25 protein-coding genes are annotated in these 25,939 nt (G+C 49.3%); 5 read left to right on the forward strand and 20 right to left on the reverse strand.

Features of this window, described 5'->3' with window-relative positions; translation table 11 throughout:
* Positions 1-4: 4 nt before the first annotated feature.
* From AC9UES_RS01120 to lepA, 14 genes are all read right to left on the reverse strand, one after another.
* Positions 5-1,381 (reverse strand): glycine--tRNA ligase, encoded by a 1,377-nt coding sequence (locus AC9UES_RS01120; protein WP_509525854.1) that lies wholly within the window; start codon positions 1,379-1,381, stop codon positions 5-7.
* A gap of 62 nt (positions 1,382-1,443) precedes the next feature.
* A complete protein-coding gene (locus AC9UES_RS01125) occupies positions 1,444-2,211 on the reverse strand; it encodes an isoprenyl transferase (RefSeq protein WP_509525856.1) in 768 nt (255 codons plus the stop codon).
* Positions 2,208-2,933 carry a DNA repair protein RecO gene (recO, locus tag AC9UES_RS01130; RefSeq protein WP_509525858.1) on the reverse strand — a complete coding sequence of 242 codons (726 nt, stop codon included), beginning with the start codon at positions 2,931-2,933 and terminating at the stop codon, positions 2,208-2,210. Before recO ends, AC9UES_RS01125 begins: the two co-directional genes overlap by 4 nt.
* A 39-nt stretch (positions 2,934-2,972) precedes the next feature.
* Positions 2,973-4,709: a 2-isopropylmalate synthase gene (gene leuA / locus AC9UES_RS01135; RefSeq protein WP_509525860.1), complete on the reverse strand. Its 1,737-nt coding sequence runs from the start codon at positions 4,707-4,709 to the stop codon at positions 2,973-2,975.
* 123 nt (positions 4,710-4,832) lie between these two features.
* On the reverse strand, positions 4,833-5,726 hold the full coding sequence (gene era, locus AC9UES_RS01140; RefSeq protein WP_509525863.1) for a GTPase Era: 894 nt from the start codon (positions 5,724-5,726) through the stop codon (positions 4,833-4,835).
* Complete coding sequence (locus AC9UES_RS01145; protein ID WP_509525866.1) at positions 5,719-6,537, reverse strand: hemolysin family protein; 819 nt, start codon at positions 6,535-6,537, stop codon at positions 5,719-5,721. The genes era and AC9UES_RS01145 overlap by 8 nt, the downstream gene beginning before the upstream one ends.
* Positions 6,524-6,997: an rRNA maturation RNase YbeY gene (gene ybeY, locus AC9UES_RS01150; protein ID WP_509525868.1), complete on the reverse strand. Its 474-nt coding sequence runs from the start codon at positions 6,995-6,997 to the stop codon at positions 6,524-6,526. The genes AC9UES_RS01145 and ybeY overlap by 14 nt, the downstream gene beginning before the upstream one ends.
* Positions 6,998-7,954: a PhoH family protein gene (locus tag AC9UES_RS01155; protein ID WP_509525871.1), complete on the reverse strand. Its 957-nt coding sequence runs from the start codon at positions 7,952-7,954 to the stop codon at positions 6,998-7,000.
* Positions 7,951-8,289 carry an HIT domain-containing protein gene (locus AC9UES_RS01160; protein ID WP_509525873.1) on the reverse strand — a complete coding sequence of 113 codons (339 nt, stop codon included), beginning with the start codon at positions 8,287-8,289 and terminating at the stop codon, positions 7,951-7,953. The genes AC9UES_RS01155 and AC9UES_RS01160 overlap by 4 nt, the downstream gene beginning before the upstream one ends.
* A gap of 26 nt (positions 8,290-8,315) precedes the next feature.
* Positions 8,316-9,056: a 16S rRNA (uracil(1498)-N(3))-methyltransferase gene (locus AC9UES_RS01165; protein ID WP_509525876.1), complete on the reverse strand. Its 741-nt coding sequence runs from the start codon at positions 9,054-9,056 to the stop codon at positions 8,316-8,318.
* On the reverse strand, positions 9,049-10,116 hold the full coding sequence (dnaJ, locus tag AC9UES_RS01170; protein WP_509525878.1) for a molecular chaperone DnaJ: 1,068 nt from the start codon (positions 10,114-10,116) through the stop codon (positions 9,049-9,051). Before dnaJ ends, AC9UES_RS01165 begins: the two co-directional genes overlap by 8 nt.
* A 3-nt stretch (positions 10,117-10,119) precedes the next feature.
* A complete protein-coding gene (hrcA, locus tag AC9UES_RS01175) occupies positions 10,120-11,142 on the reverse strand; it encodes a heat-inducible transcriptional repressor HrcA (protein ID WP_509525881.1) in 1,023 nt (340 codons plus the stop codon).
* 71 nt (positions 11,143-11,213) lie between these two features.
* Entirely contained in the window at positions 11,214-12,446 is a 1,233-nt protein-coding gene (gene hemW, locus AC9UES_RS01180; RefSeq protein WP_509525883.1) for a radical SAM family heme chaperone HemW, read from the reverse strand.
* Positions 12,447-14,306 carry a translation elongation factor 4 gene (gene lepA / locus AC9UES_RS01185; RefSeq protein WP_509525886.1) on the reverse strand — a complete coding sequence of 620 codons (1,860 nt, stop codon included), beginning with the start codon at positions 14,304-14,306 and terminating at the stop codon, positions 12,447-12,449.
* A gap of 147 nt (positions 14,307-14,453) precedes the next feature.
* Here lepA and rpsT point away from each other — a divergent pair, with 147 nt between their 5' ends.
* Positions 14,454-14,717, forward strand: coding sequence for a 30S ribosomal protein S20 (gene rpsT, locus AC9UES_RS01190; protein WP_509525889.1), 264 nt, complete (start codon positions 14,454-14,456; stop codon positions 14,715-14,717).
* A gap of 26 nt (positions 14,718-14,743) precedes the next feature.
* Here the strand turns inward: rpsT and holA are convergent, their stop codons facing one another.
* The 6 genes from holA to pabB form a co-directional block, all read right to left on the reverse strand.
* Positions 14,744-15,736 carry a DNA polymerase III subunit delta gene (holA, locus tag AC9UES_RS01195; protein ID WP_509525891.1) on the reverse strand — a complete coding sequence of 331 codons (993 nt, stop codon included), beginning with the start codon at positions 15,734-15,736 and terminating at the stop codon, positions 14,744-14,746.
* A gap of 9 nt (positions 15,737-15,745) precedes the next feature.
* Positions 15,746-18,031, reverse strand: a complete 2,286-nt coding sequence (locus AC9UES_RS01200; RefSeq protein WP_509525894.1) for a ComEC/Rec2 family competence protein — start codon at positions 18,029-18,031, stop codon at positions 15,746-15,748.
* Positions 18,028-18,627 carry a helix-hairpin-helix domain-containing protein gene (locus AC9UES_RS01205; RefSeq protein ID WP_509525896.1) on the reverse strand — a complete coding sequence of 200 codons (600 nt, stop codon included), beginning with the start codon at positions 18,625-18,627 and terminating at the stop codon, positions 18,028-18,030. The genes AC9UES_RS01200 and AC9UES_RS01205 overlap by 4 nt, the downstream gene beginning before the upstream one ends.
* A 62-nt stretch (positions 18,628-18,689) precedes the next feature.
* Positions 18,690-21,164: a leucine--tRNA ligase gene (gene leuS, locus AC9UES_RS01210; RefSeq protein ID WP_509525899.1), complete on the reverse strand. Its 2,475-nt coding sequence runs from the start codon at positions 21,162-21,164 to the stop codon at positions 18,690-18,692.
* 61 nt (positions 21,165-21,225) lie between these two features.
* Positions 21,226-21,474: a hypothetical protein gene (locus AC9UES_RS01215; RefSeq protein ID WP_509525901.1), complete on the reverse strand. Its 249-nt coding sequence runs from the start codon at positions 21,472-21,474 to the stop codon at positions 21,226-21,228.
* The gene (gene pabB, locus AC9UES_RS01220) at positions 21,462-22,805 is read right to left on the reverse strand and encodes an aminodeoxychorismate synthase component I (RefSeq protein ID WP_509525903.1); all 1,344 of its coding nucleotides are present in this window, start codon (positions 22,803-22,805) and stop codon (positions 21,462-21,464) included. Before pabB ends, AC9UES_RS01215 begins: the two co-directional genes overlap by 13 nt.
* An 84-nt stretch (positions 22,806-22,889) precedes the next feature.
* On the opposite strand from pabB, the gene AC9UES_RS01225 reads away from it, so the two are divergent.
* From AC9UES_RS01225 to AC9UES_RS01240, 4 genes are all read left to right on the forward strand, one after another.
* Positions 22,890-23,681 (forward strand): aminotransferase class IV, encoded by a 792-nt coding sequence (locus AC9UES_RS01225; protein ID WP_509525905.1) that lies wholly within the window; start codon positions 22,890-22,892, stop codon positions 23,679-23,681.
* Positions 23,682-23,728: 47 nt separating this feature from the next.
* Complete coding sequence (locus AC9UES_RS01230; protein ID WP_509525907.1) at positions 23,729-24,382, forward strand: DedA family protein; 654 nt, start codon at positions 23,729-23,731, stop codon at positions 24,380-24,382.
* 100 nt (positions 24,383-24,482) lie between these two features.
* Complete coding sequence (locus AC9UES_RS01235; protein WP_509525910.1) at positions 24,483-24,773, forward strand: DUF6504 family protein; 291 nt, start codon at positions 24,483-24,485, stop codon at positions 24,771-24,773.
* Between the two features lie 2 nt (positions 24,774-24,775).
* Positions 24,776-25,939, forward strand: a 1,164-nt coding sequence (locus AC9UES_RS01240) for a PHP domain-containing protein (RefSeq protein ID WP_509525913.1), incomplete at its 3' end; no start/stop codon positions are given.

A 25,939-nucleotide genomic window follows, 5' to 3' on the forward strand; every position in this document is an offset into this window, starting at 1 on the left:
ATGATTAGACCAACTTCTCAGCCAGGTAACCCTTTAGCTTGTCTAAGGAAACTCGCTGCTGTTCCATGCTGTCTCGCTCGCGCACAGTCACTGCCTGATCCTGCAAGGAGTCAAAATCAACAGTGATGCAAAAAGGAGTTCCAATTTCATCTTGCCTGCGATAGCGTCGCCCGATTGCCCCTGAATCGTCAAAGTCAATGTTCCAGCTCTCACGCAGATCGTTGGCTAGTTTTCTGGCAACTGGTGAAAGGTCTTCATTCCGAGAAAGTGGAAGCACGGCCGCCTTCACCGGTGCCAATCTGTAGTCCAAACGCAGCACGGTTCTTACATCCACACCACCTTTAGTATTTGGCGCTTCATCTTCGGCGTAGGCGTCGACTAAGAACGCCATAAGGGATCTAGTTAGACCGGCTGCTGGCTCGATAACATAAGGCGTCCAGCGCTCATTGATGCTCTGATCGAAGTAGCTAAGGTCAACACCCGATTCTCTTGCGTGAGTTGCTAGGTCAAAGTCAGTTCGGTTAGCGACTCCTTCAAGTTCACCAAATTCGCTTCCGGGGAAACCAAAGCGGTATTCGATGTCTACTGTGCGCTTGGAATAGTGCGAAAGCTTTTCCTTCGGGTGCTCGAACAACCTAAGGTTTTCAGGATTGATTCCAAGATTTACGTACCAGTTGAAGCGCTCTTGAATCCAGTACTCGTGCCAGGTTTCATCGGTTCCTGGTTGAACAAAGAATTCCATTTCCATTTGTTCAAATTCGCGAGTTCTAAAAATAAAGTTCCCAGGGGTGATCTCGTTACGGAAGCTCTTTCCGATTTGACCAATTCCAAATGGCGGCTTCATGCGAGCCGCTCCTAGGACGTTGGCAAAGTTCACGAAGATTCCCTGAGCGGTTTCTGGCCTGAGGTAGTGCATTCCAGATTCATCTTCCACTGGTCCCAGGTGGGTCTTTAGTAGGCCGTTGAATTGCTTGGGTTCAGTCCAGGCATCCCTCGTGCCACAGTTAGGGCAAGCGATGTCCTTCATGGACTCCGGAGCACGGCCCTTCTTCTCTTCAAAAGCTTCCTCAAGGTGATCCTGGCGGAATCTTTTGTTGCAACTGGTGCACTCAATTAGTGGATCAACAAACTCTTTTACGTGTCCCGATGCTTCCCAAACTTTTCTTGGCAAGATTACTGAGGAATCTAGTCCAACCACGTCCTCACGGCTGTTTACAACAGAGCGCCACCACTGACGCTTGATGTTTTCTTTGAGTTCAACTCCAAGTGGTCCATAATCCCAAGCTGAACGGGTACCACCATAGATTTCTCCGGCTGGGAAAACAAAGCCTCTGCGCTTAGCGAGGGCAATTGCCGAATCTAGACGATTTGTGGTGGCCAATTTGAACTCCAAATAAACAGTTAAAGCCTGAACTAAGGCTGAACCCCAGTTTAGTTGGCTAGTTAGCCCTTAGGGCTATCGATTGCAGCCCCGAAGCGGCGCGCTCTGGTCGAGTACTGCTCAATGGCCCGCCAGAGCTCTTGGCGGTCAAAATCTGGCCAGAGCACTTCACTAAATACGAGCTCAGCGTAGGCACTTTGCCAGAGCAAGAAGTTTGACATGCGCTTCTCGCCCGAGGATCTAACAAATAGGTCAACGTCTTTGAGTGGGTTAGTTGAGAGCAGTTTGCCAAAACTCTTCTCAGTGATAGATCCAGCTTTGAGTTTCTTTTTAGCAACCAGCTGCGTGATCTCGTTTACGGTGTCCACAATCTCAATGCGTGAACCGTAGTTCACGCACATCGTCAAAGTAAGCACCTTGTTCTTCTTAGTCATTCGCTGCGCTTCTTCTAGCTCGTCAATAACGCTGGCCCAAAGCTTTGGTCTTCTGCCAACCCAGCGAACTTTTACGCCCCAGTTATTTAGCTGGTCCCGACGATCTCTAAGTACCTCTTTGTTGAACCCCATTAGAAAGCGCACTTCTTCAGGGGATCGTTTCCAGTTCTCAGTAGAGAAAGCAAAAACAGATAGCTCCGAAACGCCAGCCTCGATGGCTCCAGCTACCACATCAAGAAGTGCTGCCTCACCGGCTTTGTGCCCTTCGACTCTTGGAAGTCCTCGCTTATTTGCCCAGCGACCATTTCCATCCATCACGATCGCGATGTGCTTGGGCACCTGAGAAAACTTAGGAACCTTGATGCCCTTTTTGGCTACTGGCTGAAACTCCATCATGCTCTTTCGACGTGCGGCATTGATTTAAGTCCGCGCTCTATATGCCACTGACTATACGCAGCTACGATACCCGATGCGTTTGCTCTGGCGCCCGGTGCGGAATCTTCTGCTAGTTCCCAATCGCCAGCTAGCAAAGCGCCAAGTAGCGCTGTTGTCTCAAGTGATAGTGAAATCGCACCGATTGGCTTGCATTCTGGACAAACCACAGAACCGACCTGCATCACAAAAGCTGTGTGTGGACCCTTGGCGTCACAGCGCGCGCAGTCATCAAAGCTTGGTGCCCAACCGGCAATAGCTAGTGCACGCAACAGGTAAGAATCAAGAATCAGCGATGAATCATGCTCTTTGGTTGCAAGCGAACGAAGTGCTCCGACCAACAAAAGATACTGCTGAGGTGAAGACTCCTCCATGGTGAGCCGCTCGGCTGCTTCAACCATTGCGTTGGCTGCAGTAAAGGCGCCGTAGTCGTCGATGATTGATCCGCCGTAGGAGCCGATTGTTTCAACCTGGTTCACGATGTCTAGATTCTTGCCTTCGTAAAACTGTGCATCGACAACCATAAAGGGTTCTAGTCTCGAGCCAAACTTGGAGGCGGTTCTGCGCACACCTTTTGCAACCGCTCTGATTTGGCCGCGGTAGCGCGATAGCAAAGTGACGATGCGGTCAGCTTCGCCTAGCTTGTGAGTTCGAAGCACAACGGCTTCATCGCGATAAACGGGCACTAGACCAGTATCTAACGAGCAAGCGACCTAGAGCTTCTCTCAAGCACGTATGGCGCGATTTACTCCCGAAATAACTGCCTTGAGCGAAGAAGTTGCGATGTCAGAATCGATTCCAACTCCCCAAAGGGTCTTGCCCGCCACCTCAAGCTCGATATATGAAGCGGCCTGGGCGTCTCCCCCGGCGCTCATGGTGTGCTCGATGTAGTCAAGCAATCTGGTCTCAACGCCCTGTGCACCAAGGATTGCCAAGAAAGCAGAGATTGGTCCGTTTCCGGTTCCGGAAGCCTTAACTTCTTTGTCGCCATCACGCAAAACAATCTGAAGTTTTAGCTCGCCATCCATTTCGCTTTCGGTTTTCATGCGCTTTAGTTCAAAGCGACCCCACTTTAGCTCGGACTTTTCCATAGGCGCCGGTAGATACTCGTCTTGGAAAATTTCCCAAAGCTTCTCTGAGCTAATTTCGCCACCTTCGCTGTCGGTAAGACCTTGCACCACTCTAGAGAACTCGATCTGGAGCTTTCTTGGAAGATCAAGTGAGTGGTCGGATTTCAATAGGTAGGCAACGCCGCCCTTACCCGACTGAGAGTTAACGCGAATAACCGCCTCGTAGCTTCTTCCAACATCCATCGGATCAATTGGAAGATACGGCACTGCCCACTCAAGCTCAGAGATATCTTTGCCTGCTTCGGTAGCGGTTTTCTGCATCGCCTCAAAGCCTTTTTTGATGGCGTCTTGGTGCGAACCAGAAAATGCGGTGTATACCAAGTCGCCACCGTAGGGTGAGCGTTCAGCAACCGGCAGCTGGTTACAGTACTCAACGGTGCGCTTGATCTCGTCGATGTCTCCAAAATCAATCTGTGGATCAATTCCCTGCGAAAACAGATTCAATCCAAGGGTTACAAGATCAACGTTTCCGGTTCTCTCCCCGTTTCCAAAGAGGCAGCCCTCGATACGGTCGGCACCAGCCATATATCCAAGTTCGGCGGCGGCAATAGCGGTTCCGCGGTCATTGTGTGGGTGCAGGGACAAGATAACGCTCTCGCGCTTAGCTAGTTTTCTGCTCATCCACTCAATTGAGTCCGCGTAAACATTTGGTGTGGTCATCTCCACGGTTGCAGGAAGATTAATAACCATCTGCCGTTCTGGAGTCGGTGCTATTTCCTCAATTACCGCGTTGCAAACCTCAAGTGCGTACTCCAATTCGGTTCCGGTGTAGCTTTCCGGGGAATACTCGTAATAGACATTGGTTCCTGGGAGCATGTGCTCTAGTGACTTGCATTTTTTGGCAGCGTCCAAGGCAATTTTCTTGATGCCGTCTTTGTCTTGGTTGAAAACCACTTTTCGCTGCAGGACAGAAGTCGAGTTATAGAAGTGCACGATTACGTTCTTGGCTCCAACAAGCGATTCGTAAGTTCGTTCAATTAGGTGATCCCTGGCTTGAGTCAAAACCTGAATCGTGACATCTTCTGGAATGTGACCATCGTTTACAAGCACCCGAACAAAGTCGAAATCGGTCTGGCTAGCCGAAGGGAAACCCACTTCGATTTCCTTGTAGCCCATGCGAACTAGCAGCTGGAACATCTTTAGTTTTCGCTCTGGGGACATTGGATCAATCAGAGCCTGGTTACCGTCTCTAAGATCTACCGCACACCAGCGTGGGGTTTTTTCTATGCGCTTGGTTGGCCAGGTGCGATCCGGGAGCTCAAACTTGATTTGCTCGTGAAAGGGTTTATACCGATGAACCGGCATCGAAGAAGGTTTTTGTTGGTTTTGCAATTGTGTTCTCCTAAAAATTGTCTGAGTCGGCTATAACAAAGCTCCGCGACGAGGAAGGCCGTTAGTTAGGCCTCGCCGCGGCCACTAAGTAGTAGCTCAGAGAACACCAAAAGAGGCTAACACTTAAAAGCCCAGTTTTCCTAGCTGCTTTGGATCCCGCTGCCATTCGTGAGCAATCTTCACTCTGAGGCTCAGAAACACGGGCCCTCCAATAAGAGCCTCGATCTCCTTGCGGGCTCTGGTGCCTACGTCTTTTAGACGGGAACCGCCCTTACCAAGAACAATACCTTTTTGACTGTCACGCTCAACAAATATATTGGCGTGAATGTCAGTTAGCTCAGAGTTCTCTCGTTTTTTCATCTCATCCATGGTTACCGCTAGTGAGTGCGGAAGCTCGTGACGAACACCTTCCAGGGATGCTTCCCGAATCAGCTCACAGATTCTCGACTCAATTGACTCGTCAGTGATTGTTTCCTTGGGGTAAAGCTCTTCAGAGATCGGCATCATGCCAACAAGTAATTGGGCTAATTCATCTAGCTGAGAACAGGCAACTGCAGATACTGGAATGATCTCGCTCCAGTCACGAAGTTTAGAAACCTCGAGCAGTTGATTCGCTAGTTCTTCTCTAGAAACTGTTTCGCTCTTAGTGACAATCGCGACGCACTTGGCTTTTGGAAAGCTACTTAGCTGCTCGTTTATGAACTTATCTCCTGGACCGATTTTGTCACCAGCTGGGAAACACATTCCTATTACGTCCACCTCGCCAAGAGTAGAAGCGACTAGGTCGTTCAGTCTTTCACCAAGCAGTGTCCTTGGGCGATGAAGGCCAGGGGTATCAACAATGATTAGTTGTCCCGATTCGAGATGAGCAATACCTCTAATGGCTTTTCTTGTGGTTTGCGGTTTATCACTCGTGATGGCAATCTTTTCGCCGACTAGGGCGTTTGTGAGAGTTGATTTCCCGACATTGGGTCGACCAACGAATGTCACAAACCCAGCGCGAAATTCATTACTCATCAGTTGACAGTTCCTCGGGATCTGGTTCAGCCAATACTCTCACTAATACAGTTACTAATCTCTTTGCTCGACCTTCAACGCGATCAGCGGTCAACTCAAGTCCGCTAATCACAATTTGATCACCAAGTTTTGGAAGAGCTCCTAGGCTCTTGGTGAGCCAACCCCCGACCGAATCCACGTCATCGTCTTCGAGTTCTAGCTCAAGTAGTTCACCGAGCTCAAAAAGCGAGAATCGAGCATTTACCCGATAAAGGTCCCCTGCGAGCTTTTCTACATCAGGAACCTCTTTGTCATACTCATCCGCGATGTCACCGACTAGCTCTTCAATAACGTCTTCCATGGTCACAAGTCCCGCTACCCCGCCGTACTCATCAATCACTATGGCTATGTGAGTGGAGCTTTTTTGCATGTCCTGCAAAAGGTCCTTAAGCGGCTTGGACTCCGGTATGAATATTGCCGACCTGGCAAGGTCCTCAGCGGATTTTTCAAACATGAGCTTTGGGGTTTCGTGAAGAATCTTCGCGACATCCTTTAGATACAAGATTCCCACGATGTCATCTGTGTTCTTACCAGTAACCGGGAGACGAGAGTAGCCGCTGTGTAAAAACATGGTCATTGCACTATCCAGATTGGATTCGGCGGTAATTGTTGCGATGTCAATTCTTGGAATCATTACCTCGCGGGTAATGGTTTCTGAGAAGTCCTCGACTGAATCAATTAGGTCTTGCTCATACTCCTCGGCCTCGGTGGCGTCCACCTGCTTTTTTGCAAACACTTTGCCGATAAAGGCGAACCTATTACTCTCCGACAAGTTGACTGCTCTCGCTTTCGTAGTAGGCCTTCAATATGGACTTCTGAATGCCAAACATCTCAAGTTCTTCTTCTGGTTCCGCATGATCGAAGCCCAATAGATGCAGCACTCCGTGGGTAGTCAAAAGAAGTACCTCGTTGATTGTTTCATGGCCAGCGGTTGCCGCTTGCTTTTGGGCGACAGTTGGGCAGATAACAATGTCACCTAGTAATCCAGGTGGTGTTGGCTCCGACTCTGTTCCTGGGCGAAGCTCATCCATCGGAAAGCTGAGCACATCAGTTGGCCCTGACTCATCCATCCACTGCAAATGCAGTTGCTCCATCGCGGGTTCGTCCACAAAAATTATTGCTAACTCAGCAGCTGGGTCTATTTTCATGCGGTCCAAGGCAAACTCGGCAAGTCTAAGTACCCGAACTTCATCAATCGCAAATTCGGTTTCGTTACTAATTTCAATACTCAACTAGTTGGCCTTTTTGGGGTTGGCGGCATCGGCTCGATCATAGGCATCTACGATCTTTCCAACTAGTGGGTGCCTAATGACATCTGAGGAGCTCATTTGAGAAAAATGAACGTCATCAACGTTGGCAAGAACTCTTGAGGCTACTCGTAAACCCGATACTCCCCCTTGCAGATCAACTTGAGTGATGTCTCCTGTGATAACCATCTTTGAATTGAAACCCAATCGAGTCAGGAACATCTTCATCTGCTCGGCTGTGGTGTTTTGAGCTTCATCCAAAATAATGAAGGAGTCATTCAGTGTTCGGCCTCGCATGTACGCAAGCGGCGCGACCTCAATGGTTCCGGTGGCAATCATCTTTGGCACTGCATCGGGGTCCAGCATCTCGTGAAGAGCATCAAATAAAGGTCTTAGGTAAGGGTCGATTTTCTCGCTCAATGTTCCGGGTAGGAAACCAAGGCGCTCTCCTGCTTCAACAGCGGGCCTGGTCAAGATGATTCTGGAAACTTCCTTGCGCTGCAGAGCCTGCACGGCCTTTGCCATGGCAAGGTAGGTCTTTCCGGTTCCAGCCGGACCAATTCCAAAAACAATGGTGTTTTTATCAATTGACTCGACGTACTCTTTTTGACCGGCGGTTTTTGGCCTGATTGACTTACCTCTTGAGCTAAGGATGCTTTGTGAGAGAAGATCGGGCTCGGTTCTTTTCAGATCAGCTGGGGTCACTTCTCTCCCTGAAGAAACAGCAGAAATAATCTGGCTCAAGCGCTGCTCGGCTAAAGCAACAGATGAACTAGGTCCAGAAATCTCAATCTCGTTGCCGCGAGCTGTGAAGCGAACATCGGGGAAGCTTTCCTCGATGGTTCTAAGCAGTTTGTCTTCAGGCCCAAACACAAATATGGGGTCAACACCGGAAATTTCTATTACGACAGTTTTTGAATCTTTAGATTCGGATGATGTCAAGAGCCGTCCTTTGATTTATCTGATAAAACGTGAGCGTGGGCATGAAAAATGGTCTGACCGGCTTCGCTGCCGGTATTGAACTGTAACTTGAAAGATCCATTGGTGTGTTCTTGAGCCAGTAACATTGCCTGTGACATTAGCTCACCCAATACCGCTGGTGACGCTTCCGAAAGCTCAACAACATTCTTGTAATGCTTTTTTGGAATCACCAACAGGTGCACCTTTGACAACGGGGCAATGTCTCGAAAGGCCAAGGTGTTGGTGGTTTCTGCAATTACGTCTGAGGCGATATCACCTGAGACAATTTTGCAAAAGATGCAGGAAGCTTCTGTCATGTATTTCAGTCTAGTTTTAGCTAGCCCTAGCTCCAATTTCCAAGAGTTGCTTGCAGGTAGGAAACTACCGCTACTCCAGCCGTTGAAGTTCTCAAAATGCCGCTTCCAAGACCAACCAGGTTCAATCCGGCGGAGCGAAACTGGTCAAGTTCTTGCGGGCTAATTCCGCCTTCTGGGCCGACAACGATAGCTATCGACTGGTGTCCCAAGATTGGCACACTCGTCAGTGAGGTGATGGATGTTGGGTCTAAAACAAGCGTCAGATCGAAATTCTTCAGGCGATCTACCAGTTCACTAGTGCCCAAAACCTTCTCAACCTCAGGGATAAAAGGTCTAAGCGATTGCTTGGCAGCCTCGGTTGCGATGGTTTGCCAGCGAAGGCGGTGCTTGTCTTGTTTTTCGGGTTTCCAGATTGAAACTGATCTTTCGCTCTGCCAAGGAATGACGGTTTGAATTCCAAGCTCGGTGCATGCCTGCACCGCCATTTCATCGCGATCTCCCTTGGCTAGAGCCTGCACTAAAACTAGTTGTGGCTTTGGCCTTTCAATGTTTTGAACCGATTCAACATCTAGCTCTAGAAATTCCTTTGAGAGTTGACTAACCTTGCCGCGAACCTTTTGGCCCTGTCCGTCCGAAACAGAAATGGCCTCTCCGACTTGCAGTCTGCGAACCGACATTGCGTGTTTTGCTTCGGCACCGGCAATCTTGATTTTGGAACCAGGTTTGGTGTCAGATGCAATGGGTGAAATAAAAAGTGGCTCAACCACGTCGTCTACCTTGGAAAGGGCCTGACTTTCTAGGAACAAGACCGGCAGTGTCAGCTTTTCGCAATCCTGCCAATGTTCTAAATAGTTCCTTTTGCTTTGAGTCCAACTTGGTTGGAATCTTTACCGAAAGGGTGACAACCAAATCGCCTCTGCCAGATTGGCGAAGCCTGCCAAATCCTTTCCCTTTGACACTGACCGTGTCACCAGTTTGCGAACCTGCTGGAATCTGCAATTCAAGTTCCCCGTCAAAAGTCTTAATCTTTACGAGAGTTCCAAGTGCTGCCTCATGAAGGGGCAGTTCTAGCTCGCAAGTTAACTCGTCGCCGGATCTTCCGAAAAGCTGATGCGGAGCAATAGAAACATCAACGTAGAGATCCCCGCTCGGTCCACCGCCAAATCCAACTTCACCGGAGCCAGAAAGTTGCAATCTGATTCCATCTTCAACACCAGCAGGAATTTTCAGTTCGATATCTCTTCTTGCCCGCACTCTTCCCTGGCCGCGGCAATCTAAACACGGTTCTGGGATGACGTGGCCATAGCCGCGACAAGAACCGCATGGGCTTGTGGTGACCATTGCACCAAGCAGTGAACGAACTTGAGTTTGCACCTGGCCACTACCGTGGCAGATGTCACAAACTCTTGGGCTGGTGCCAGGCTTGGCACAACTTCCATTACAGGTATCGCATAAAACAGCGGTGTCCACCGGAATTGACTTCTCAACTCCAAAGATTGCTTCTTCGAAACTTAGCTCAACTCGAAGCAGTGCATCCTGACCACGTTCGGCTCTAGAGCGGGGTCCACGCTGCCCACCACCGAAGAAAGTCTCAAAAATATCTCCAAAGCCAAAACTCTGAGAGTCACCACCGGAATCGTATCTGCGCCTTGCTTGATCATCCCCTAACACTTCGTAGGCGTGAGTTACCAACTTGAAGCGCTCTTGAGCATCGTCTGCGTTGTTAACATCTGGGTGTAGCTCACGAGCTAACTTTCGGTATGCCTTTTTTATCTCCTCTGAAGAAGCGCTCCTGGAAACGCCAAGAGTCTCGTAATGATCTGCCAAGAGTTAGAGTCCTCCAAGAGATTGCGTGAGATACCTGGCTACCGCTCGAACAGCACCGATGTTAGATGAGTAGTCCATTCTGGTTGGACCAATTACCCCGACCTTCGCTACTTCGCTACCCTGGTTTTCGTATCCAGAAACCAAAACTGAAGTATTTGACAGTGCATCAACAGTGTTCTCTCTACCGATTCTTAGTGAGACTCCGTGTTGATCGGCCTGCATCTCGGACATCAACTTGAGTAAAACAACCTGTTCTTCAATGGCTTCTAGCACCGGTGAGATGCTTCCTGGAAACTCCCCTTGGCGCTTTGCCAAGTTGGAAGTTCCGGCAAGCAAAATCTTTTCTTGGCTGTTGGCGTCAACCAGTAATGCAACTTCTGGAATCACAGTGCTAGCAAGTGCTTGCAGTGGTCCGCTGATCTCATCTTTAGATTCGCGAAGTGTCTTGTTCACTTGAGAAAGCGGCTTACCGGCAACCTTGTCATTCAGAAAGTTGCGAAGCTTTTCAACCGCTGATGCTTCGTAGCCTGAGGCTACTTCCATAACATGCTGCTGAATCCGACCAGAGTCAGTAATAAGCATCAATAGAAGTCGCTTTTCATCAATTGCGATGAGCTCAACGTGTCTAACGGATGCTTTGCCAAGGCTTGGATACTGGACCAGGGCAATTTCATTTGTTAGCTGGGAAAGTAAGCGTGCTGTTTGGCTAAGAGTTTCGTCAAGGTCTGAACTTTTTGACATGAAGCCTTCAATTGCGGCGCGCTCAGCATTGCTAATTGGCTTTACTTCGTTTAGACGATCAACAAATAAGCGATACCCCTTATCTGTTGGGACTCGACCGCTGGAAGTGTGAGGGGCGGCAATAAGCTCTTCTTCTTCTAGAATCGCCATGTCGTTTCGAATGGTGGCCGCGGAAACTCCGAAGGAGTGACGCTCAACTAAAGATTTGGAACCAACTGGCTCATTGCTCTGGATGTAATCTTGCACGATTGCTTTTAGGACCTCGAGGGGTCTTTCTGGAATCAAGCTCAATCACCTACCTTGTTAGCACTCAAACCTTCTGAGTGCCAATATTACCTGCTGAGGGTAACTAATTGTCAGCTAGATAGTGCCCGAACAACTGCGTCGGCAAGCAAGCGTCCCTTGAGGGTCAAAAGTAGCCTCCCCGCAATTGCTTGCGGCCCTTCAATTAAGCCATCGGCAATCAGTTGCGAGATTGCTAGTTCGCTACCTGGCTGAAGTTTCTTGATTTGCTCGATTGACATCCCAGCCGAAGTTCGAGACTCAAGCAAAATGCGCTCGAGGGCCGAAGTTTCACTATCGAGCTGCTCTCTGCCTGCAGCTGGAGAGATATCTTTCTCAAGGAGGTTCGCATAACTAAGCGGGTGCTTATGATTCCACCAGCGAACCGATCCCAGGTGAGAATGAGCACCTGGCCCATAACCCCACCAGTCTTGCCCGCTCCAGTAAGCCAGGTTGTGATTGGACTTTAGATCTTCAGATTTAGACCAGTTGCTTATCTCGTACCAGTTGTAACCGGCTTCAAAAAGTAGCTTGTCTGCAAGCTCGTACTTATCAGCCTGCAAGTCTTCATCCACTTGCGCTAGCTCCCCCGAATTAATCTGCCTAGCAAGCTTTGTTCCAGGTTCAACGATTAACGAATACGCCGATAAGTGTCCCGGGTCTAAATCAATAACTTGACGAATGGTTTGCTCCCACTGCGGCAATGTCTCACCTGGCGCTCCAAAGATTAGATCGAGAGATGTTCTAAACCCAAGGGACTTGGCTATATCTAGAGCGATAGCGACGTTTTCTGGATTATGGGTTCGCTCTAGGGTTTTCAATACCTCCGGAACTGCTGACTGCATGCCAATCGAAATTCTGTTGAACCCGGCGGCCCTCAAAGCGGAAAGGCTTTCTTTCGTTACCGAGTCAGGATTGGCCTCAAAGGTAATCTCTGCATCTTGCTGAAAATCAAACTCGGCTTCCAGCGAATCCAGAATGGCAATTAGGTCAGCTGCTGGAAGAAGCGATGGCGTTCCACCACCAAAAAAGACAGTCTTTAGTTTCCTTGGGGCAACATTTGATTGCTGCAAAATTTTCGCAGACAGGTTGACCTCTTCAATTAGTGTCGCCGCAAAATCACTCTGTTTTAAGGTCCCAAGTTCACTTGAGGTATAGGTATTGAAATCGCAGTAGCCACACTTAACGGTGCAAAAAGGTATGTGTACGTAGGCATGAAAAGATCTGGATACTGAACCAGAAACCTCGGACGCTGAAAACAATCCGTTTTCTGGAGGCTTATCACCGAGTGGAAGAGGGGCAGCCAATTACTTAGCCTTCTTTTCGCCCTTTTTTTCGCCATCTGAAGAAAGTGCGGCAATAAAGGCCTCCTGAGGCACTTCTACTCGCCCAACCATCTTCATGCGCTTCTTACCTTCTTTTTGCTTCTCCAGTAGCTTGCGTTTACGGGAAATGTCTCCTCCGTAGCATTTAGCAAGCACATCTTTTCGAACAGCTCGAATCGATTCACGGGCGATAATTCGCGCTCCGATTGCGGCTTGAATTGGAACCTCGAATTGCTGCCTAGGAATTAGTTCACGAAGCTTGCCGGTAATCATCACACCGTAGGCATAGGCCTTGTCTTTGTGAACAATGGCGCTAAACGCGTCAACCTGCTCTCCTTGTAACAGCAGGTCAACTTTTACCAGATCACCCTCAGCTAAACCGACTTCTTCGTAGTCCAAAGATCCGTAACCTTGCGTCTTGCTCTTTAGTTGATCAAAAAAGTCAAAAACAATCTCAGCTAGTGGAAGGGTGTATCGAAGCTGCACCCTATCCTCACCCAGATACTGCATGTCAATAATGACGCCTCGACGAGACTGACAAAGCTCCATGATTGTGCCAACGTAGTCCTTTGGCGCCAATACTGTGGCCTTAACCATCGGCTCCAAAACTTTCTTGATCTTGCCAGTTGGGAACTCGCTTGGGTTAGTGACTGTCACTTCTTTACCGTCTTCGAGTGTGACCTGATATACAACCGATGGCGCTGTGGCAATTAGCTGAAGACCAAATTCGCGTTCAAGTCTTTCGGTAACGATCTCTAAGTGCAAAAGCCCCAAAAAGCCACATCGGAAACCAAAGCCTAAAGCAACAGAAGTTTCGGGTTCATAAACCAAAGCTGCGTCGGAGAGTTTTAGCCGATCAAGGGCCTCTCGAAGATCTGGATAGTCCGAGCCATCAATTGGGTAGACACCGGAAAAGACCATTGGAAGTGGCTCCGAGTATCCGGTTAGCGCTTGGGTGGCTGGCTTTGAGACTGTTGTTACAGTGTCACCAACCTTGGATTGGCGAACATCTTTCACACCCGTAATCAAATAGCCAACTTCCCCCACACCCAAACCTTGAGTGGGTTCTGGCTCAGGTGAGCTCACTCCAATTTCTAGTAACTCGTGAACGGCACGAGTGGACATCATCTGAATCTTTTCCCTGGGTGATAAAGATCCATCAATCATGCGGATGTATGTCACAACACCGCGGTAGCTGTCATAAACCGAGTCAAAAATCATGGCTCTGGCAGGAGCATTTGCGTCGCCAACTGGAGCCGGAACAGTGGCAATGATCTTGTCCAAAAGCTCGGAAACTCCAACCCCTGTCTTACCCGATACCCGAAGGCAATCAGCTGGGTCTCCTCCAATGAGGCTCGCTAGCTCTTCGGCGTATTTGTCGGGCTGAGCTGCTGGAAGGTCAATCTTGTTTAGAACCGGAATAATCGTGAGCTCGTTTTCCATGGCGAGGTATAGGTTTGCAAGAGTCTGCGCTTCGATACCTTGAGCAGCATCCACTAGCAGCACAGCCCCTTCGCAAGCTGCCAGTGATCTTGAGACCTCATATGTAAAGTCCACGTGGCCAGGAGTGTCAATCATATTCAAAGCAAAAACTTCACCGTTGACTTCCCAAGGCATTCGAACCGCTTGAGACTTAATGGTGATGCCTCGTTCACGCTCAATGTCCATGCGGTCTAAGTACTGGGCCCGCATCGACCGATCATCCACGACCCCGGTTAGCTGAAGCATGCGGTCAGCCAAAGTTGACTTACCGTGGTCGATGTGGGCAATGATGCAGAAGTTTCGAATTTGCCCCGGAGGCGTCTTGGACGGCTGCAGCTGAGATTTGGCGCGTGGCGACAAGGCAATTTCCTAAAACTATGGGGGTCAAAGCTAGCCTCCATTGTCCCATAACGCTAGCTAACTAGCGCTCCATTACTGGTTGCCCTAGGCGGGGGCCAGCTAGTAAGCTTGAGAAAGTTGGGTTTCCCCAAAACGAAAGAAAAATAAATGGCAAATATCAAATCTCAGATCAAGCGTATTGGCACGAACATCAAGGCCACTGAGCGCAACCGCGCTGTAAAAAGTGAGCTAAAGACTGTTGTTCGCGCAGCCCGTGAAGCCACCGTTTCCGGTGACAAGGCAACTGCAGCAGCTGCCCTAAAGGTTGCAAGCCGCAAGCTTGATAAGGCAGTGTCCAAGGGTGTTATTCACAAGTCCCAGGCTGCCAACCGTAAGTCAGCTCTTGCCAAGAAGGTAGCTGGACTCAAGTAAAGAATTTTAGAAACTTACCGAGGTCATTAGACCTCGGTATTTTTTTGCCCTCTATTGGATAGCAGCAGCACAAGCTTTTCAAGCGCAAAAACACTATCGCGCTCCATTCCTTTGACCGCAGCATCAGCGGTGGCAACTGCCATAACTGCCTCTGCTAAACCCTCTTCACTCCAGCCCGCTAAATCCTTCTGAGCTCGCTGGATTTGCCAGGGTTGCGCTCCAACCGTTGAAGCACTCGCATACTTATTTCCATAAACCTTGGCCATCAGGCGAACCTTCATCGCAAATGCAGCCACCACTGGAACTGGGTCAGCACCGGTTGCAATCACGTGTCTTAGAAGTGCCAGCGCCTCGGCCGATTGTCCTGCTAGGGCAGCGTCTGCAACCTTGAAAGCGTTGGTTTCAACTCTTCCTCCGTAGTACTTATCGACCATCGCCTCATCGATGCTTTCACTTTGATCAGAAAGTAGCTGGGTGCAAGCTGCGGCAAGCTCTGCGAGGTCATCAGCAAACGCATCAGACAGGGCTCTCACTGCTGCGGGCGTGACCTTTCTGCCCGCCGCTGCAAACTCAGCTTGAATAAAAGCTGCCTTATCGCTGTCCTTATCGATTTTGGTACAGGCAATTTCAATCGCGGCATCGCTTAGCCGTATTGCATCAACGAGCTTTTTACCTCGAACGCTTGAGGAGTTATGGCGCAAAACAACCGTGGTATCGGTTTGCGGGTTATCGAGTAGTGCTAAACCATCATCAATTAGTGCATCGCTGCATTTTTCGACGCCGCTGATAATAAGTAGTCTTGGCTCCATAAATAACGACGGGCTAGCAAGCGCATCGAGTTGCCCAGTTGAGTAATCAGAGGCAGCAATTTCATGCACCTCTAGACCAGTGTCTTTTTTTCTCAGTTGGTCTCTAATTGAGCGAATGGCGCGATCGGCTAAGTAATCTTCCGGTCCAGAGACAAAGACAATTGGCGCTGGCTTGGCAGCTCGCCAAGAAACCTGTTTTGCTTTACCCACCCAATTAGCCTACCTACCGGTGGCGGACCACTTAAGCTCGCCACCAGCACTCGAAATAGCAATGGCACCCAGTAAATCCGTTCGCAGAACTTGAGCGCCAACTGAGCCAAGAATCTGGAGTGCTTGTTTCCCTGGGTGACCATAGCCATTTTCTGCACCAACTGAAATCAGGGCAAGATCTGGCTTCAACTGCTCGTGGAAGCTTGCTGACTGATCATTTGATCCATGGTGGGACACTTTGAGGATTCGCGGATTTTTAGAGCTTCCAATAACTTGCATTACCGATCGTGAAACTCTCTCCTGCCCTTCGGCGCCAAGGTCACCGAGTAACACAAGATCAAGCTTGGAAGAACGAAAAACCATAGTGACTGAGGCGTCATTGGAATCTTTAGCTTCAGAAGCGGTCTTAGTTGGCGCCAGCACTCTCCAGCTAAATTCGCCAAGGGAACCGCTAATGGTTGGTTCGGCGATGATTACTTGGGCTCCGATTCCCTCGAGTTGATCAAGGGAGCTTTTTGTGGCGGGGCGATCGTCTGGAAAGCCAGAAACAATTGCGTGAGATACCGTCCTTCCACCTAGGGCGCCAGTTAATCCACCAACGTGATCAAAATCAAAATGAGTTAGTACCAATAGGTCGATAGTCCTAACTCCGAGGTCGATTAGACATATATCAATTAGCTCTTCGTCTTTGCCCACATCAATTACCGCTACGCGACCCAAAGACCTAATTACAAGTGCATCTCCCTGACCCACATCGCAGGCTACTATTTCCCAGTCCTCGAGGGGCCAACCACCAGGCAAGATCTCCGAAGCAGCAGGTACCGAAAGGGTTGCAACCGCTACAACCACTAAACCGGCGACGCTGGCCTGCCTGAGTCTAGGAAGGTTAGAGCGAAGCCAAGCGCTAACCAACAAAATCAGCAGTGCGCTCAGGAGCGTCGCTAATAAACCAGTAACCCAAGGAAAGTAAACAACAGGAAGCTCTGCAAAGAAAATGGCAATAATCTCAATCAAAAACGTGCCTAGTGAGGCCAGCCAAGTAATCGGTCCAACTAACCACGGAGCCAAGGGTGTAAGCACAACTGCCAAGATTCCCAAAACCGTAACCGGCGCCACCATTGGGCCTGCAAATAGGTTCGCAATAACCGAGTAGGTCGGTAATCCAGGTTGTAATTGCAGTAGCAATGGCAAGCAAAGAAGCTGTGCTGACATAGTTACCGCCAAACCAAGAGCTATTGGCAGAGGCATCTTGTTGGCAAGCTTTTCGGTCATTGCTGGAGCAAGTAGCAAGATTCCAGATGTTGCCAACACCGACAAACCGAAGCCGTACTCAACCGCTAGCCACGGATCTGCAATCAGCAAGATTATTGCCGCAATAGCAAGAGCATTGAGGGCCCAGGTTCTTCGCCCCAAAGCGACCATGACGATAACGCTTGCTGTCATAACGGCCGCTCTAAGCACACTTGGGTCAGGTCCAACCAGCATCACGTATCCAATAAGTGATGCCAAAGAGACCACGGTTCTTCCAGTTCTTCCAAGACGTAGCCGAACGCAGATGAGATAGACCAGTCCCACCACAATCGCGCAGTTTGCTCCTGACACTGCAACAAGATGAGTAAGTGAAACCGAACGCATTTGCTCTTCAAGCTCTTCGCTTAGGTCAGCGATTTCACCCATGGCAAGTCCAGCTACCAAAACTTTGGAATCGGGTGTCACACCGGACAACAGAGTTACGTAGTTAGCCCTCAAGTCATTGAAAAATGCCAGTTGCCCCAAAGGTTCCGAAAGTATTGTGATTTCGCCTGTGGGTTTCAATAAAAAGGCATCCCTGGCATTTCTGCCTGCTTCTTCGAAGCTTGCGTCAAATTCGACGATGTTGCCACGAACCAGCTTGGCCTCTGAGTAAATCAGGTACCCCCTGCCAGATACTGACTCTTCATTTATCTCTTGAAGTCTTACCGCCACCCCAAAGATCGGGTTGTTACCAAAATCAGTTGAGATCGCCTTGGGACGATTAAGCACTTCAGCAACAACCAAAGCCTTCGCATTTGAAGAGGAGTACTCAACTAACCAATCGGGCTTATTGATCTGCGATTGAAGCCAAAAAGACAAGCCAGACAGAACTAGGGCCGCTCCAAGCAGCGCTGCTAGTGCTCTTTTACGATCAGGTAAGGCCACTGTGATCGCAAACAAAACACCGCCACAAACAAGTAAGAGCCAGCTAGGAATCTCGTTTACGGTCGCAACCAGCGAAAGTAACCCCCACAACACGACCGCTGCGACACTGAGCGTCAAAGGGTAACCAGATCAATTACTCCAGCAAGCAGGCTCTCCCCTATGCCACTTACCTTGAGAAGGTCCTGCACGGATTTGAATCCACCGTTGGCTTCACGCCAAGCAATTATTCGCCCCGCTAGCGCAGGGCCAATGCCCGGCAACTCTTCGAGTTCTTTATCACCGGCTCGGTTCAAACTAACAAGCCCAGATGAAGTTGTACCAGGTGATTGACCCTCTTGAGAAATCGAGAAGACAATTATTTGCTCACCGTCGGTGAGCTCCCTGGCTAGGTTTACGCTGGCATTGTCGGCGTCTTCGGTAAGGCCACCAGCAGCAAAGACAGCGTCAACAAGCCTTGCCCCGATTGGCAGTTGATACATCCCAGGAGAGAGAACCTCACCAACTACGTGAACATATAGAAACTGCTCGATTACTTCGTTGGCTGTTTCATCAGCACTAACTGAAAACTCACCAGTTGGTGGCTCTGGTCTATTCACTGCAACTAAAACTAAGGACGCCACAGCAACCACCCCAGCGAGGGCAATAAGTAGCTGCTTAGAAACCTTTTGATCACCAGAGAGCGCGGCTATAACTTGATTTTTTAGCCATTCCATGAAGCTCAAGGCTAGATAGCGAAGCTACCGCTTTTACTGACCGCTCGGAATCTGTGTAAAACCTAGGCGGTTGCTATGTTGACAAGCTTTGGAGCTCGAACAATTACGTTTTTTACGCTCTTGCCCTCAAGTGCCTTTTTCACAACATCAGAACTCATCGCCAGGGTCTCAAGTTCCTCAGCTGTAATCTCAGGCGAAACTTCGAACTTGTCACGAAGCTTGCCATCGATTTGTACTACCGCTGTCAAGCTGGTTTGAACAAGTAGCTCCGGAATTGGCTTAGCAAATCCTGCTAGGGCGACAGCTGGTTTGTGACCCAGCGCTTGCCACATGTCCTCTGCCGTATACGGAGCAAACAAGCTAAGCGCCTTAGCTACCGTCTCTGCTGCTTCTCGCACCGCCGGGTCCTTAGGTCCAGGATTCCCATCGATGGCTTTACGCAAAGCGTTTACCAACTCCATAACCTTGGCAACACCAACGTTGAACTTGAAAGATTCGATCTGCTCGGGGAACTGCTGCAAGAAAAGATGCGTAGCTCTTCTAAGCTCAAGATCTCCAGAACGAAAGTCCACTCCTGGTTCAGATTTAACTTCATTGGCACATCGCCAAGCCCGAGCTAAAAACTTTGAACTAGCAGCAGGTGACACATCGGCCCAGTCAATGTCATCTTCGGGAGGACCTGCAAAAGCCATGGTTAGTCTTACGGCGTCTACGCCGTGCTCGTCGAGCTGCTCAGAAAGACGAACAAGATTTCCACGAGATTTACTCATCGCAGAACCATTCATTTGAACCATGCCCTGATTTAGCAATCTGGTAAACGGTTCTTCAAAATCTAGATGACCTAGGTCATGCAGTGCCTTGGTGAAAAAGCGTGCATACAAAAGGTGCAAGATAGCGTGCGTTACTCCACCCACATACTGATCAACCGGCGCCCACTGCTTGGCCTCTGATTTCGAAAAAGCTTCAGTGTCGGAATTTGGCGATAAGAATCTTAGGAAGTACCAAGAGGAGTCAACAAAGGTATCCATGGTGTCGGTGTCTCGCTTGGCAGGGCCTTTACACTTCGGGCACGGCACATTTACCCAATCAGTTGCTGCTCCAAGCGGTGAGGTGCCCTTAGGAGACAGATCCAAGCCCTTGGAATCAGGGAGCTTAATTGGAAGCTCAGATTCAGGAACTGGAACTTCGCCACAAGCGTCACAGTAAACAATCGGAAACGGGGTTCCCCAGTAGCGCTGCCTGGAGATCAGCCAGTCTCGCAGGCGGAAATTCTTTGCGGTTTTTCCTTTTCCTGCGGCTTCAAGTGTTGCCGTAATCTTCTTGATGGCATCAGCCTTGTTCAATCCGTTGAGCTCTCCAGAGTTCACCAGAACTCCATCACCGGTAGTTGCAATTCCAGATTCGGAAGGATTTGGCTCTCCGGTATCAACCACGACCTGCACAGGCAAGCCGTTTGTCTTAGCAAAATCTAAATCTCGCTGGTCGTGAGCTGGAACAGCCATGATGGCTCCTGTTCCATAGTCAGCCAGCACATAATCCGCTAACCAAATTGGAATTCGCTCACCGTTGACGGGATTGATTGCAAACCTGCCAAGATCAACACCGTTTTTAGGTCGGTCAGTTGCCAATCTTTCAATGTCATTACTTTTCTTGGTTGCTTCTAAAAAGTCTTGGTACTTCATGCGAACCTCTGGGCTCGAGCCTGCAGCAAGCTCTGCTGCCAAATCTGAATCTGCCGCAACCACCATAAAAGTTGCACCAAATAAAGTATCTGGCCTTGTGGTGTAAACCTCGATCGGTTCTGACCTGCCCTCTATTTCAAACTTCACGACAGCTCCATAGGATCTTCCGATCCAGTTGCGCTGCATGGAAAGAACTTTTTGCGGCCAGGCCCCCTCTAGGGTGTCTAGATCATCAAGCAATCTGTCGGCATAGTCAGTGACTTTGAAATACCACTGGGTAAGAGCCTTCTTTGTAACGGCAGTATCACACCGTTCACAAAGACCTTGAACCACCTGCTCGTTAGCAAGAACTGTCTGACAAGACGGGCACCAGTTCACGTTTGAGTTTTTGCGGTACGCGAGGCCTTTTTTGTAAAACTCTAGAAACAGCCACTGATTCCACTTGTAATACTCGGGATCTGAAGTAATTAGAACTCGGTCCCAGTCGAAGCTGCAGGCGTAGCGTCTCATGGAAGCTTTTTGCTGAGCGATGTTGTCGTAAGTCCAACCCCGAGGGTCTAAGCCGCGCTTGATAGCCGCGTTTTCTGCCGGGAGACCAAATGAGTCCCAGCCGATTGGGTGCATGACGTTATAGCCCTGCTGAATCCAATACCTGGCGATGACATCGCCAAGTGCGTAAGCCTCGGCATGGCCCATGTGAAGATCGCCAGACGGGTAGGGAAACATGTCCAGAACGTACTTCTTTGGTCTTTTGTCATCAGCTTTGCCAGAATCAAAGGGTTTCAGCTCATCCCAAACAGGCAGCCACTTATCCGCTAATGACTTAGCGTCATACTGCTCTGACTCGGTGGACACTTGAATTCTCCTGCTGATTTACGAACTTGATAGTAAAGGCTACCAAGAGCCAAGCAAAGAATTACTTGTTTGCTTTGGGCCAAAAGGCGATAGCCGCCGTGATTGCTAAACCAACAAGAGGGATCGCGCCCAAAGCGGGACTGCCTTGAAAAGCCAAAACGGTTAGCCCACCCAACAGCACTAGGTATGCAATGACCCAGTACTTGCCAATCTTGTTCTTGCGAAACAACACGGCAAGAACTGGTCCTACCAGGGCAAGAAAGAATAAGCCAAAGAAAATAATGGTGACAACCAGTGCTAGTGATTCCAAGTTGTGCCTCCCAAGGTTCTAAGAAGTGCCTCAGCTTTGAGCATAGTCTCTTGGAGTTCTTGCTCAGGATTGGAATCAATTGTAATTCCTCCGCCAACACCGAGGCTGGCAAGATTTCCTTCAAAGACCAAAGTTCTAATGGTCATTCCCAAATCAGCTGAGCCATCAAAACCTAGATAACCGATTGCTCCGGAGTAAACACCGCGGGATCCTGCTTCTAGATCGTCAAGAATCTCAATCGCTCTGATCTTGGGAGCTCCGGTCATTGATCCTGCAGGAAAGCATGCTTCTAATGCCGAGACGGCATTTTGGCCCGGCTGCAAGGTTCCAGACACAGTGCTAACTAGCTGATGAACCGTTGCATAAGATTCAACATCAAAGAGCTTTTCCACTGTGACTGATCCTGGTTCACAAATCCTTCCAAGATCATTTCGCATTAAGTCAACAATCATTAGATTCTCGGCTTGTTCTTTTTGGTTCTCTCTAAGCTCTTGGGCAAGTAGCTCGTCTTCAACAGGAACTTGCGACCTTGGACGAGTTCCCTTGATTGGCTTGCTTGAGATTTTTCCATCAGCCGTAACTTTTAGAAATTGCTCCGGTGAGGAGCTGACAATTTCTCGGTTTCCTGCCTTGATATAGCTGCCGTAGGGTGCTGGATTTTGCTGCCTGAGAGTCAGGAAAGTCTTTAGCGGGTCTGCTTCGTGCTCAATAAGAATCTGATTCGTCAAACAAAGCTGATACACATCCCCCGAGGCGATGTGCTGCTTGCACTTATCTATAAGCGCCAGATACTTCTTCGGAGAGTGACGAAGCTTGCTGGAAATAATCTTTGGCTCTTTGGTTCGCTGCATGTAGGAGGCGAACTCTCCGCCCACAAGCGTTAGACGCAGCAGGGCTGCGCGATGCCAGTTATGGAACTCAGCCTCAGTTTCGAAAAGGCCAATGAAATACATGTGACGATCCCGGTGATCAAACACCATCGCTCGATCGACAATCATTAGCTCAGCTTTCTCACCAGCAGCCATTTCGCGAGCGCCTTTGAGCATCTCGTAGCCTAGATATCCAACTAGCCCTGGCCTAAAGCTGAATGGAATCTGATCTTCGGGGAAGCTATCGATTGATTGCTGAATTTTGGCCAGATGGCTGTTGATAGCTTCCAGCGGGTTGTTGCCAAGATCAAGTGTTGAGCCAGCGGAGCCGATGACAGAAACTGGTTCGTCGGGGTGGGTTGATCGATCAAGCCAGAAGGTGTTTGGGTCATCTTTGTGGATAGAGATAAAGATGTCCGCTGGGTTCACAAAGCCACGGAGCTTGGCTAGCTCTAGACGCAAAATGGCCACCTTGTGTGAGATTGATTTGGGCTGAAAGAAAAGCTCGTACTCTATAGATTAGACCAAGGCCTATAGGAGTAATCGATGAGCGTTCTGGGGGATTTTTACCGCCTAGAAAACGCAGAGCTTAAACCTCTCATTGTTTCCGGTCCCGAAGTTCAGCTAAAAGTAGCTGACTCCTGGCTCGTTGAAAACGGTGCGGTTAGATCCTTACAGGCTCACTTCGATAGATTCGCCAACTGGGTTATCGCCGAAGACCCTAATCAAGAGGCTCTGCTGAAAGGTTTCTTCGCTGAGGTTAGGCGCCTGACTCCTTTTGAGGGCAGATGGTTTCCAAGGATCGAGTATCACGGCGAACAAGATGCTTCGTCCAGATTGCACCTAAGACTTCGTGAAGCACCAGCGCCGGTGGAATCCATAGTCTTATGGCAATACCCAGACCCTGATCCCAGGCAGTCACCATTAGTAAAAGGTCCTGACCTATCGTTATGTCAGCAACTTAGGCGCCATGCAAACATGAACGGTGCCACCGAGGCGGTCATCACCGATTCCAAGGGTTTTGTTGCTGAAGGTGCACTAAGTGCTCTGGTTTGGTGGCGTGGCAATGTACTTTGCTCCTCAGATGATCAAACCAATTGGTTACCTTCTATTACCAGGCAAGAGCTGTTCCAGATAGCCAGTCAAATGGGTGTTGAAACCAGGGTTGAAAACATCAAGCCCGAAGATCTTGTGAAGCTACCTATTTGGGCACTTAGTTCTCTAAATGGCATAGTTCCAGTTACTTCCTGGGTGGGATTGGCAGATGAGCTACCTACTTCCTCACAGCTGGAGCCATTCACCAAGCGACTAAAGCTACTGAGCACTCAGGTTGGCTAAAGCCACCGCAAAGTAGATTCCAACCTTTCTGTGGCAGGATTAACAGCGTGAACGAAGCTCTCGACTGGTTACTGGCATTGGTCCAGGGTGTTGATCCTGTTTGGCGAAATGTTGCCGCTGGAATCGCGATCATGCTCGAAACTTCTTTGTTTATTGGCCTGATCATGCCAGGTGACACCGTTGTGCTGGTGGCATCTACCGGCGTTGTTGATCTGCCAGATTTCTTTTGGCTGATAGGTGCAGTTTTACTAGGTTCGCTTATCGGTGAGACCATCGGATTCTTTATTGGAAGACTCTTTGGCGATCGGATCAGAGCTTCCAAACTAGGGCAGCGCTTTGGCGAAGAGAATTGGCAACGAGCCGATATCTTCGTGGAAAAACAAGGTGGTCCAGCCGTAGCAATCTCCAGATTCTTACCCGTATTGCATTCACTAGTTCCGGTTGTGGCGGGAGCAGCAAAGATGAGATACAAGACTTTTATCTCCTGGACCTTTGCCGCCTGTTTCGTCTGGGCTACTGTCTACGTGGGAATTGGCTACATCGCCAGGGCCAGCTACGAGGAGGTGGCCTCGAACTTCAAGTTTGGCGCTTTTATCTTTGTGGGCATCATCGCTCTATTCATTGTTTTGATCCACTTTGCCAAGAAGAAGATCTCCAAGGCTGCCGACAAGATGATCGCTGAGGACTCCCCAAAGGCCTAGTTAGGGCCCTGGATAGGCCGATTTTTGATTGTCGGCTGATACCCATACACTAATTATTCGAACACTTGTTCGAATAATTAGAGCACTACGGGGCAATCAAATGATCAGGGTAGACGAGTCAATCCAGGTAGCAACTAACCAAGCTGGTGAGCCGGTGGGCTTTAGCTGGCGAAATGGTAGCTATCAAGTGATCACTAAGCCGGTTCGTTGGTTTTCCAGAAGAAACTGGTGGGATGAATCCGCCAGAGCCCAGCGCGGTATCGGAGCCGGGGTTCTAGAGCTTGAGATGTGGCGACTAAGTGCCAGCAAAGAAAACTCCTCCCCTGCACAGTTTGAGCTAATCCACACCGAAGAAACTAATAGCTGGCAGCTGCTTCGAGTATTTGGATAGCAATGTCATTTACTCACCTGAACGTATCTTCTGCTTACTCGTTTCATTTCGGAACAGCTAAGCCCGACGAGCTTGCTAAAGCCGCAAGTGCTTTAGGTTTTGACGCGCTCGCGATAACAGATCTAAATGGTCTCTATGGTGCCATAAAGCACATCGGTTCCTGCCTGAAGCAAAACATTGCACCAATAGTTGGAGTTCGACTAAACGTGCAGCACAAAGGAGCCGTAACGATCTTGGCTAGGGGTTATAACAACGGCACCGGTTGGGCCGCTCTTTGCAGAATCATTTCTGCGGCGCAGAAGAAAAGCAAAAAAGAAGTGGCTATTTCTCAAAAGGACCTAGCTGCGTTGATGGCAACAGACAATAAAGCTAACTGCACCATATTGCTTGGCCCAGATTCTGATTTTGGTCAAGCCACAATAAACGCTAATGCCACCGAGGCTGCTAAGAAACTTTTGGAGTGGCAAGAGTTGCTTCCTTACAAATCAGCAGTTGCGGTTGAAATAGTTTCACACCTAACTGAACCAGGAACTAATTACTCCACCATGCAGGCTAAAAGAATGCTGCAGCTTGCCAAAACTATCGGCATTACACCGGTACTAACCAATGCGGTTAGATACCTTGAACCAGATGATGCCCTCACAGGAGATGTCCTAGATGCCGCAAGGCATCTAGAGGCACTTGGCTTATTTGACCCTCAACCAAATGCCCAGGCTTGGCTAAAGCCTGCCAGCTTGATGGAAAAGCTAGCTGTAGAAATTACCGAGAGTAAAACTCTGGCCCTAGAGCTACTTTCTAATACCGAAGCGTTAGCGAAGCAGCTAAGGCTAGATCCGGTCTCGGATTGTGGGTGGTCCAAGCCCAAGACCCCCGAGAAATCCGCCCTTGGTATCGAGGGAAATCCCTTTGAGGTGCTGTGGCAAAAAGCCCACACCGGAATCAACTGGCGGTATCCAGATAAAAGCGAAGACAAGCTGCTACCAATTAGGCACCGCCTGCATCAAGAGCTAATAACCATAAACAAGCTAGGTTTTGCTACATACTTTCTAACCGTTGCCGATGTTGCTCAGATGATCAGGGACATGAGAATCAGAACGGCAGCTCGCGGTTCGGGAGCTGGCTCGATGGTCAATTACCTACTTGGTATCTCAAGTGTTGACCCGATA

Source organism: Rhodoluna sp., assembly GCF_044232805.1.
GTDB lineage: Bacteria > Actinomycetota > Actinomycetes > Actinomycetales > Microbacteriaceae > Rhodoluna.